The 10,497-nt window shown below is 44.4% G+C and carries 9 protein-coding genes and 1 tRNA gene; 6 read left to right on the top strand and 4 right to left on the bottom strand.

The genetic code is table 11. The annotated features are described in order from the left end of the window. The gene (locus H9628_RS06510) at positions 1-132 is read left to right on the top strand and encodes a DUF1304 family protein (protein ID WP_394368180.1); all 132 of its coding nucleotides are present in this window, start codon (positions 1-3) and stop codon (positions 130-132) included. 176 nt (positions 133-308) lie between these two features. On the opposite strand, the gene H9628_RS06505 is transcribed toward H9628_RS06510, so the two are convergent. The 3 genes from H9628_RS06505 to H9628_RS06495 are packed head-to-tail and all read right to left on the bottom strand — an operon-like array spanning position 309 to position 3,578. Beyond that, complete coding sequence (locus H9628_RS06505; RefSeq protein ID WP_251833311.1) at positions 309-905, bottom strand: porin family protein; 597 nt, start codon at positions 903-905, stop codon at positions 309-311. 18 nt (positions 906-923) lie between these two features. Further along, on the bottom strand, positions 924-1,937 hold the full coding sequence (locus H9628_RS06500; RefSeq protein WP_251833310.1) for a hypothetical protein: 1,014 nt from the start codon (positions 1,935-1,937) through the stop codon (positions 924-926). Between the two features lie 6 nt (positions 1,938-1,943). Next, a complete protein-coding gene (locus H9628_RS06495; protein ID WP_251833309.1) occupies positions 1,944-3,578 on the bottom strand; it encodes a hypothetical protein in 1,635 nt (544 codons plus the stop codon). 245 nt (positions 3,579-3,823) lie between these two features. On the opposite strand from H9628_RS06495, the gene H9628_RS06490 reads away from it, so the two are divergent. From H9628_RS06490 to H9628_RS06475, 4 genes are all read left to right on the top strand, one after another. Continuing rightward, complete coding sequence (locus H9628_RS06490) at positions 3,824-4,921, top strand: peptidoglycan DD-metalloendopeptidase family protein (protein WP_251833308.1); 1,098 nt, start codon at positions 3,824-3,826, stop codon at positions 4,919-4,921. 59 nt (positions 4,922-4,980) lie between these two features. Beyond that, positions 4,981-5,781, top strand: coding sequence for an SDR family NAD(P)-dependent oxidoreductase (locus H9628_RS06485; RefSeq protein WP_251833307.1), 801 nt, complete (start codon positions 4,981-4,983; stop codon positions 5,779-5,781). Positions 5,782-5,947: 166 nt separating this feature from the next. Then, the gene (locus H9628_RS06480) at positions 5,948-7,510 is read left to right on the top strand and encodes a glycoside hydrolase family 10 protein (RefSeq protein ID WP_251833306.1); all 1,563 of its coding nucleotides are present in this window, start codon (positions 5,948-5,950) and stop codon (positions 7,508-7,510) included. 393 nt (positions 7,511-7,903) lie between these two features. Next, on the top strand, positions 7,904-9,298 hold the full coding sequence (locus H9628_RS06475; protein WP_251833305.1) for an NAD(P)-binding domain-containing protein: 1,395 nt from the start codon (positions 7,904-7,906) through the stop codon (positions 9,296-9,298). Between the two features lie 57 nt (positions 9,299-9,355). Here the strand turns inward: H9628_RS06475 and H9628_RS06470 are convergent, their stop codons facing one another. Continuing rightward, the gene (locus H9628_RS06470) at positions 9,356-10,045 is read right to left on the bottom strand and encodes a class I SAM-dependent methyltransferase (protein ID WP_251833304.1); all 690 of its coding nucleotides are present in this window, start codon (positions 10,043-10,045) and stop codon (positions 9,356-9,358) included. 175 nt (positions 10,046-10,220) lie between these two features. Between H9628_RS06470 and H9628_RS06465 the strand changes: the two genes are divergently transcribed. Further along, positions 10,221-10,293, top strand: a tRNA-Met gene (locus tag H9628_RS06465). The last annotated feature ends 204 nt before the right edge of the window (positions 10,294-10,497 follow it).

The following is a 10,497-nucleotide window of genomic DNA, read 5'->3' as shown; positions in this document are numbered from 1 at the left end:
ATCGCCATTTTCTTTCTCACCTGCGTAGTCGTGGCGGGAACATACGGTGCACTCACGGCGAGTAAGAAAATATTTGTAACTCAGGCCGTGCCGGCCCTTCTTGCGCTGGTCGTACTTCTTTTGAAAAACTAGAATTTCCTTTGGAAACAGGTCAGCTATTTTTGTTTGAGCCTCGAAATCACCTTTAGCAGGGCCTCTGCCTTTTTTAGCTGTCGGCTAAAACTGGGTTATTACGCAAAATTTGCGGACTGTTTAAAATAAAAGAGAAGGTGCGCAACCCTCTCTTTTTCAGCAATAAAATTTTTATTCTAAATTCTCTTTCTAAAAATCATATAACCTATTGTAAGGCCAAAGTTGGAGTTCTTGATGTAACTGTCCGTTTCTCCTTCAGGATAATTCAGAATGTTAGCTAACCCTTTGGTATATCCGGCCCTCAAAGTAAGTCCTTTCTCAAATACATAACCCACTCCTACATTGATTCCATAATCCGTGTTCTTATAAGAATAGTCTCCATCGTTGATTTTCAGTTCTCCCCGGTCGGTTTCAGCCCCTATAAGATAGCTGAAATAACCGCCCGCAGACACAAAGAAACTGCTTCCTACAGGTTTCACTTTATACACCAGTTCAACGGGTAACGACACGTATGACAGCATAAGCTGATCTTCAGTCTCGTCCAGCTTTGAAGTATAAAAACCTGCGCTGAGGCCTGGGTTGATGGAAAATCTTGCGTCATTCAGCGCAATCCACTGCACGTAATTAAATTTTACCATCGGCCCATAGCTGTGATTAAACTGTTCACCTTCTGATCTTTCGTCAATTTTTGAGACACCACCGGTGAGACTTAATTCCTGCGCGGAGGCAAAAGTTGATGCGGCCAGCGCTACTAACGCTACTAATTTCTTCATGTTCATAGTTTCTATTATTTATTTTGTTTTTAGTACACGTGTCGTCAGTGACATTTTCCAACGTTTACCCTTTTCATCCTTATAGACATCGCGGAAAAGCGTTATGTTTTTACCATCAAAAGACCACATATCCTGCCCTTCTGGAGATGAATATTTTATATCGTTCGCACAGTTCTGAAGAGTATCCTTTTGCTCCTGAATATGCTGAAATAACGCCGCCTGCGCACTGTTCATGTCGAGGTTTCCTTCCCCCTGACTGTTATAGTAAAGAACCTGTTTCTGAAAACCCACGACCGTCCCGTCCTGCACGAAGACAGCGTGGACAGTCTTGTCGTAAATGGGTTTGCCGGTGGTAGCGTTGTAAGGAAAGACAAAATTCTTTTTATCCTCAAAGTTGATATTTTTTGAATAGTAAATGTACACTGCTGATCCCTGTGATCCTTCGCTTACTTTTGCCGATTTATACTTGCCGGTAAGGATATCAGGATATTGTGCTTGAAATTCTTCGATGCTCACTCCTGTCCGTAAGCGCTCGAGGGTATATTCTTTAAAGTTATTCTTGCATTCCTCCCTGAGTTCCTCCTCATATTTACGTCTGGCCTCGGTTTCATCTTCCCTGCGTTTTTTCTCTTTCAGCCAGGCCTTTTTATCTTTGATCAGATTCATTTTTTTAAGGCTTTCCCCCTCCGCATATATTTCTTTGAATTTATCATCCAGCCCGTTCTTTTCGGTCGCTTTCAGGTACTTTTTAATGTTGTTATCCAAAGATACATAAAGGTTGTACTGCTCTTCGTCAGCGTAAAAACTGTAGGGGTTAAAAAGATTTTTCTGAGATACAATGCGCAGATACAAAGATTTATCCGTCATCCCGCCAAGTACCTTTTCAAACTCATTCACTTTTTCGATGGTCTGCTCAAAATCCCGGTTATTAAAGGCAATTTCTGCTTCTTCGAATTTAAGCTCAGCCACTGCATTCTGGGCCGCGGCAAAACCGTTCATTAACAGAAATATATAAAGTAAAAGGATTCTCATGTTTTATTATTTAATTAATGTTCCGTAATTGCTTTTTTCAACCTGCTTCTTCACTTTTTCTTCAGGTACTGCGACCGATTGTGTGTTCTCGTCGGAAATCACCGTTCCAAACGTGGGTTGCGGCGCTCCCTTTATCTCCTCCGGGCTGTGTTGACCCGGTTTACCTTTATATTGCACCTCTTCAACACGCATCCCGGTGCTTTTCAGTGCGCGGATAAGATTGTTTCGCGTATTCGCCGCCTCATCATATGTATAATAGTATCCATGCAGAACTTCACTGTAAGGGGTAAGGTTCTCAATTTCATTTTTAACCTTAGCAGTATAGGCCCGTGTGCCATCCCTGTACTTCCCGACTTCGAAAACATTCGAAACATAAGCCGATGCACCATACTCGCTACTCAGGTCGTTGTGAGCATAGATAAAGAAGTAGAGATTGGAGGCTTTTTCCTTAGAAACCAGCGGAATATCTGTGGCCGGCAGTATCGCAAAAGCATCCCTGCGGTTTGTCTGCATCATATATAGCTCATGCTGACGCTGTCTTTCCGCCTCCGCACGTCGCTCGGCGATAGCTTGCTGACGCTCCTTTTCTGCCCGGTTATATTGCATGATGCCGCCGATAAGGTTAGCCATCTCACTTACACCCTGTGTGATGATTTCATCACGCTGCTGGGCATAGAGCTTATCTGCGGCCGCTTTACGCTGGTATTCGGCTTGCTGTGCGGCGATTCGCTGTTGATAGAGTTCCTGCTGCTGTGCAATACTTGATGTGGACTTCGCTGCATTTGAAATCTTCGAGATCTGGTTGAATGCATTTTCGGTAGTCTGATGCGTACTGCCGTCTGCTCTTCTTACATAAGGAACGCCGTTCTCACGATAAACCTGCACATATTCTCCGTTAACTTTTACTTTCTCCGACAGATTCGCGGCCGGGGCATTAGACGACCCCACTGAACCGGCGGTGGACATAGCAGTTCTTTCACTGATAGCAGTATTCTGCGCTGTTTTGGTAGTGTTTTCACGCTGCAGTCTTTCGCGCTCTTCGGCTGCCGCTTTCTGTTTCTGTTCAGCTTCTGCTTTTTTTCTAAGCTCCTCCTCGGCCTTTTGCTTTTTTGCTTCCGCTGCAGAGCGTTCTTTTTCTGATATATTCTCAATTTTTACAATCCGGTAATATACAGTAGAAATCATGCTGTAGAGTGCGCTGCCTTTCTCGTCCTCCCCCATTTGCTTCCACGATTCTCTGGGACAGGCGCCGGCAGTAAGCCTTACTGCAGAACCAATACCATCACTTCCATAAGGTTTTCCGACCGTTTGTGAAGGCGCAATAGTAATTCCGTCGCCCAGCGGCCCAAGTTTATGGCTTTTTTCCGCACCGCAAACCAGACGCGCGCCGTAGTCGATATAGACTTTCAGTTTATCTGTTGTATTGTTAGTGACCGTGATTCGGTAATCCTGCGTCATCATACCAAATGCATCATTCTTTTCCTGATACATCAAGGTGACGTGAATCCTTGAATCCTGCTGTGTCACAGGAATATCAACCATATACTTTGTTTGTCCGTAAATCACCGGAACCGTAGAAAGTAAAAACGTCACCAGTAACAGACTGAATCTGTGCATATTTAACCTTTCTGTTATTTTCATAAATCATTTTTTTGGCTGGCGTGCAAAACTATTCAAAATTTTGACATAAATCCATCCCCCTAAAGTATTATTTTTAACATAACTTTAGTATTTACGCTGCCAACTGTTAAAAAGATAAAATCTTTTAGTCATTTGTTCCCACACAGTGTGTACGTATTCACTTATTCAAGTTCTTAAGATAAATTCCGGCTGTAACAGAAGAGTTTTCACGGCTAAATTTTTGCATTTATAGGTAAATGTTTAAAGTGCCCAAATTTCTTCTCTTTATAATTTTGCTGTCTGTAATGGTGGGCTGCGACGGTTTTAAACTTCCGAAAAATATCTTTGAAACCTCCGCACGTGCCAAATATGAGCGCGGCTATGATGGCCCGGATAGTCTGATGACGATGTGGAAGGATCAGTATGAGGTCGCTGCAGCCTCCAAACTTCTCATTACTGACAGTTTTTCTGCCATTGCCGAGTTTCAACCTAGTGACGTACATACACTCACCTACCAACTGGAACTTAATCGTGGCGATCTGCTCGTCATAGCAGCCGAAAAACCAGATTCCCTGCAGCCTCGGATCTTTGTGGATGTATATCCAGCTGATTTACCTGTTAATTCGTCGTCAAGTACGTTGCTGGAGGCCGGTACATATACTCACTTTATCGAAAAAAACGGATTGTACAGAGTTATCATTCAGCCCGAAATTGCCTTTAGCGGTACATTTAACCTTAAAATATACACCCAACCTTCCCTTTCATTCCCGGTCGTCGGCAAAGGAAACAGTGCGGTGCAGAGTTTTTGGGGTGCCGTGCGCGATGGCGGCGCGAGAAATCATGAGGGCGTTGATATTTTCGCAGCGCGTGGTACCGCGGTAGTTGCCGCCGTAAAAGGAATGGTAACCCGGACCGGTAATGAAGGCTTAGGCGGGAAACAGGTGTGGCTGCGCGATGGAATCTTAGGGAATTCGCTTTACTACGCGCATTTGGACAGTGTGATGACGACAGCCGGAACTCGTGTTGAGCCTGGCGATACCTTAGGTACAGTAGGTTCCACAGGTAATGCAGAAGGTGGTAGTCCGCACCTTCATTTCGGAATTTATTCTGCAGGCGGCGCGGTGGATCCCTGGCCATTTCTTCGTAAGCGCGTTGCAGCTAAAAATCTTAATGTATTTATTCCGAACGTCGACAGAATTAAAGCAGGAAGCAATATCCGAACAGGTCCGGGAACTGCATTTGGTACTGTACTGACCATTCAGCAGAAGACATCGCTAAAATTGCTGGCTACGACCGGCGACTGGGTTCACATCAGAACAGCGTCAGGAAGTGAAGGCTTTGTTCAGAAAAACAGATTGGAATAAATTGAAAATGAATGGAGTGGCATTATTTGTGTTCGAAATTAGATAGCAAAAATATTCTTATGGAAACACAAAGAACCTACACACTCATTACGGGCGGCAGCTCCGGCATTGGTCTCGAACTTGCCAAACTTTTCGCAAAAGACGGTCATAATCTTATCTTGGCTGCACGCGATCAAAGTGAACTTTCAAAAGCACAGACACAACTTAAAAGTCTTGGTAACATCGATGTTATCACGATTTCCAAAGATCTGTTCCATATGGAGCAGGCCGATGACCTGTACCGTGAGATCCGCGGGAGAAATTTAATGGTTGATGTTTTAGTAAATAATGCTGGACACGGATGGTATGGTAAATTTGAGGAAACGGAACTTGAAATGGAACTGTCGATCATCCATCTCAATATTTGCAGTCTCGTCATTCTGACCAAGCATTTCCTTAAAGACATGATTGAACGCGGCAGCGGTAAAATCCTGAATACATCCTCCATTGCCTCCAAAATGCCGGGCGCGTGGCAATCTGTCTATCACGGCACAAAAGCCTTCGTACAATCGTTCAGTGAAGCGGTGCGTGCAGAAGTGAAAGACCGCGATATCGTTATCACGACCCTTCTGCCCGGACCTACCGACACCGATTTCTTCCACAAGGCGGGAATGGAAATCTCGAAAATGTATGAGAAAGACAAACTTGCAGATCCTGCGGATGTCGCCAAAGAGGGCTATGATGCGCTGATGAAAGGTGACGATATGGTGGTGGCCGGTCTTAAGAATAAAATGCAGGCTGCGCAGATGGCTATTACGCCCGACTCGAAGCTGGCGGAGAAGATGTTTAAGGACCAGCAACCGAAAGACGGATCTCAATAAAAATTCAATTAACATTATGAAGACTCTTCCATTTGGGGAGAGTTTTTTTGTAAATTAAATAAACCTTCACTAATAATCAGTACGATACAATAGTGCTGATTTATTCAGCCATTATTCTAAGCACTGACGAGTGCACATATTTCCCAGATAATACTATTTTTGTCTTATGAACATCCGCAACTTTAAATATACGCTCATTGCAGCCAGCGCGCTTTTTATTACTTCCTGTGCCACACCAAAACCTAAACCCGCTGTCAAAAAACCCGTTACAACCGCGAAAACCTTACCTACAAAAACAAGCGAACCAAAATCTGAAGTTCTCACGTTGGATTTGCCTGAAGTAACCCGCGAATTCCGTGCTGCCTGGATCGCTACCGTTGCCAACATCAACTGGCCATCGAAAAACAATTTGACGTCTGAGCAGCAAAAAGCCGAAGCCATTCGGATTCTCGATATGTTGCAGGACGCTAATTTCAACGCGGTGATTTTCCAGGCACGGCCCTCTGCCGATGCGCTTTATAAGAGTGATCTCGAACCTTGGTCATATTTTCTTACCGGTTCGGCCGGTACGCCACCTACTCCTTTTTATGACCCGCTGGAATTCTGGATCGCGGAGGCGCACAAACGCGGGATGGAACTGCATGTATGGCTTAATCCCTACCGCGCGCACCATACCACCGGCGGCCCTGTAACTTCTGCCAGCATGGCCAGTAAAATGAAGAATGAAACCTACAGACTCCGAAACGGAATGTACTGGCTTGATCCGTCGGACGAAAAAGTTCAGGATCACGTCTCTGCGGTGATTCGTGATATCGTAAAACGTTACAACATCGACGCAGTGCATATCGATGACTACTTCTACCCTTACCGCGAATACAATGGCGGAAAAGATTTTCCGGATACCCGAACGTGGAGCGCCTATCAGAATTCAGGCGGACCGCTGAGCCGCGCAGATTGGCGTCGCGGAAATGTGAATAAATTCATTAAAAGAATTCACGATGAGATTAAAACTGAAAAATCATATGTCAAGTTCGGAATTTCACCTTTCGGCATCTGGAAACCGGGTTATCCTGCAGATGTTACAGGAAGTTCACAGTATGACGAGTTGTACGCAGATGCAAAACTTTGGCTCAATGAAGGCTGGTGCGACTATTACGCTCCTCAGCTTTACTGGAAGGAAGATGGAAAGCAGCGTTTCTCGTCTCTTTTGAAATGGTGGATTCAGGAAAATTATAAAAAGGTGCACCTTTGGCCAGGACTCAATACGGTCGGAATTGCCGTAAGTGACAAGCCAAGCGAGATTGCGAATCAAATACATACCACCAGAAATCTGCTTAAAGATAACGCCGGCACCATTCATTACAGTGTAGATGGCATTTCAAAAAATCCGGCAATGCTGAACACGCTCAAAACGCTGTACAGCGAGCCGGCGCTTGTACCTGCAAGCCCGTGGATCAAAACAAAGGCTGTTTTAAAACCTGAAATCACAGCTAAACGCAGCGGAAATAACGTACAGACAGATTGGTTCTCGCGAGAGGCAGATCAGGTAAGGCAATGGGTGCTTTTCACACAATACGGTGACACGTGGGAGACTGAAATACTGTCGGCAGCTGAAAAGTCAAAAACACTGTTGCTGACCAAAAACGGTAAAAACCTAAAAAGCGTAGCCTTGCGCGCAGTTGACCGACTCGGTAACGAAAGCGATTATGCGGGTGTGGCAGTGAAATAATTATTTACGCCTGCCTTATTAACATAAGCTCCGGAAAAATCTCTTTCCGGAGTTTTTTTGTTTTGTCATGAATAGATAAAATTTAAAGTTATTATCTTCTATAAAAAAGTCATCCTAAATAGATCCTGTATTCTCGCTTTTCATAGAGTTTATTCTGGCTTCGCTCCTGTTGGTCCACACCCTTATTTGCAATTGCGGCAAATAATCCATATATTAGCACAAATGCTTACTATTTTTCACGCCGGATAAATTCCTTAATTAATATTTTTAATTAAATCCGACAGCGGGCTACGGCTCATCCTCTGCAACGCAGATATTTTCAAGCACATTAATTTTTTTAAAGGATCCACTTTTTTAAGTGGCATTCCTGTTAACTTTTTTAAAATATTTTACATGGACAACACAGAAAATCTACAGTACAAACGTATCGGAATCATCGGTGCGGGACCCAGCGGTCTGGCGCAGATTCGCGCATTCGAAGCGTTAAAGGCAAAAGGTGAAATAATACCCGAGATCGTCTGTTTTGAAAAACAAAGCAACTGGGGTGGCATGTGGAACTATTCCTGGCGTACGGGCGTAGGGAAATACGGCGAACCCATTCACGGCAGTATGTACAAATACCTTTGGTCAAACGGTCCGAAAGAATGCCTTGAATTCTCAGATTATTCATTTGACGACCATTTCGGAAAACCCATATCCTCTTATCCTCCGCGGCCGGTACTGTTCGATTATATCGAAGGACGTATTAAGAAAAGCAATGCGCGTAAATTTATCCGTTTTGATACCACGGTACGCTGGGTAAGTTATGATGAAGACTCCCAAAAATTCACGGTAATACTCGATGATTTAAAGATCAATAAGACCTATTCAGAAGTTTTTGATTATCTGGTGGTTGCTTCCGGACATTTTTCAACGCCCAATATGCCGTATTTCAAAGGGATCGAAGGTTTTGGCGGAAACGTGATGCATGCGCATGATTTCCGGGGCGCTGATCAGTTCAGGGACCGCGATATTTTATTGATAGGAAGCAGCTACTCTGCCGAGGATATTGGACTCCAGTGTTATAAGCATGGCTCAAAATCGGTTACACTGAGCTACAGAAGCAACCCGATCGGTCACAACTGGCCCGACGGCATCAAAGAGGTTCCGTTAGTTACGCATTTTGAAGGTGACACCGCCTATTTCAAAGATGGCAGCAGTGAAGATTTTGATGCGGTGATCATGTGCACCGGCTACCAGCATAAATTTCCCTTCCTCCCGGACGAACTCCGTTTAAAAACAAGAAACAACCTCTATCCTGACAATCTCTACAAAGGTGTATTCTTCAATGCACTGCCTCAATTAATTTATTTGGGAATGCAGGATCAGTATTATACTTTTAATATGTTTGATACGCAGGCCTGGCTCGCGAGAGATTACATGATGGAAAGATTTGAACTTCCCGGCGAAGCTGAAAGGCGCCTTGATATTGATAAATGGCTGGAGCGAAACAGTACACTGAAAACCAGTTTTGATAATGTCGATTTTCAAACCGATTACATCAAAGATTTATTGGCACTGTCCGATTATCCTCACTTCAATCTGGATAAAGTGGCGGCAATGCTAAAAGAATGGCTGCAAGACAAGGAAGAAAACATACTGACCTACCGCGACAAGACCTACCAAAGTGTGGTGACCGGCACGATGGCCGGGGAACATCACACCGACTGGATGAACGAGCTCGATGACAGCAAAGAACGGTATCTCTATGGTGCCGAAGAAGAAGAACTGATTCCGGAGCGAATGTAATCACGAACTTTAGTTAATTAATAACCCCGGGCAGCAGCTTCGGGGTTTTTGCTTTTTTTAAATCCGGCGGGTCAGTCTTGCCAGATACTGGTTATTTTCGTCTTCGGCGATACGTTCCACATTCCAGCCGGCAGCTCTTGCAATCATTGACATTGTACCAAAATCCAGATAAAGCCAATGAAACCATTCAGTTTTTTGCCGTGAATATTCGTAGCAGCACTTCACTTCACCGTAATAATGTTCGGGTCGCGGAAGATCCTCGTACATATACGCGATATCACAAGAATCAAAGATTATCTGTCCGCCGGGTGACAGCAGCTTCTCGGCATGCTTAAGAAATTTTATAAATCCTTCGCACGTGCCGCAAAGTCCGATACCGTTCATCAGAAGCAGTAAAGTGTCAAATTTTTCGTTTGAATACTCAAAAATATCATCACAAACAACATTTTCCACGCCGCGTGCACGCATTACGTCACAAGCCGCATTTGAAATTTCCAGGGCTGTAACGTTGAACTTCAGGTTCTGCAGTTCGATCGCATGTGAGCCCGCGCCCGCCCCGATGTCGAGCACTTTTCCGGTGCATAGTTTTAGTGCTTTTTGTTCAAGTTCCGGCATTTCATAGAAATCACGGAAATAAACCGGCAGCGGCATCTCTACTTTCGGCCCGAATTCGTCGTGCACGAAAAGTTTCTTTTTGGTGTTCTTTACAAAATAATCGTGAATGGCTTGTCCGGGAAGGTCTGTCATGGTTCAAATATAAAAAATGCGCAGCAAATATTTTTAATTGAAGGTCACAGCCGTTTAACTCGCTAGTTCATAAGGCTTAACTTTTACTCCCGAAATTCTCGAAACACCTTTAAATAAAGAATTTTCAAATAAATTTGGAACTTAAGGAAAATGTCGTATATTTGCATCACAATATCGCGGGGTAGAGCAGTAGGTAGCTCGTCGGGCTCATAACCCGGAGGTCGCACGTTCGAGTCGTGTCCCCGCTACTAAGCAAAGAGAATCACAAAAGTGGTTCTCTTTTTTTATGGCTGATGGAGCGCTCATATTCGCCGCGGCGAACGCACGTTCGGGTTTCCGCCGCAGCGGACTACTAAGCAAAGAGAATCACAAAAGTGGTTCTCTTTTATTATGGCTGATGGAGGGCTCATATTCGCCGCGGCGAACGCACGTTCGGGTTCCGCTGCAGCGGA

Origin of the sequence: Kaistella pullorum (assembly GCF_014837035.1) — a bacterium.
GTDB lineage: Bacteria > Bacteroidota > Bacteroidia > Flavobacteriales > Weeksellaceae > Kaistella > Kaistella rhinocerotis.
The sequence above is the reverse complement of the archived record's forward strand: the minus strand, read 5'-3'. Positions and strand labels throughout refer to the sequence as shown.

What these genes read in the sequence shown, in the direction of transcription:
- H9628_RS06505 (WP_251833311.1), bottom strand. Translation starts at nt 905, where the DNA reads ATGAAGAAATTAGTAGCGTTAGTAGCGCTGGCCGCATCAACTTTTGCC.
- H9628_RS06500 (WP_251833310.1), bottom strand. Translation starts at nt 1,937, where the DNA reads ATGAGAATCCTTTTACTTTATATATTTCTGTTAATGAACGGTTTTGCC.
- H9628_RS06495 (WP_251833309.1), bottom strand. Translation starts at nt 3,578, where the DNA reads ATGAAAATAACAGAAAGGTTAAATATGCACAGATTCAGTCTGTTACTG.
- H9628_RS06485 (WP_251833307.1), top strand. Translation starts at nt 4,981, where the DNA reads ATGGAAACACAAAGAACCTACACACTCATTACGGGCGGCAGCTCCGGC.
- H9628_RS06480 (WP_251833306.1), top strand. Translation starts at nt 5,948, where the DNA reads ATGAACATCCGCAACTTTAAATATACGCTCATTGCAGCCAGCGCGCTT.
- H9628_RS06475 (WP_251833305.1), top strand. Translation starts at nt 7,904, where the DNA reads ATGGACAACACAGAAAATCTACAGTACAAACGTATCGGAATCATCGGT.
- H9628_RS06470 (WP_251833304.1), bottom strand. Translation starts at nt 10,045, where the DNA reads ATGACAGACCTTCCCGGACAAGCCATTCACGATTATTTTGTAAAGAAC.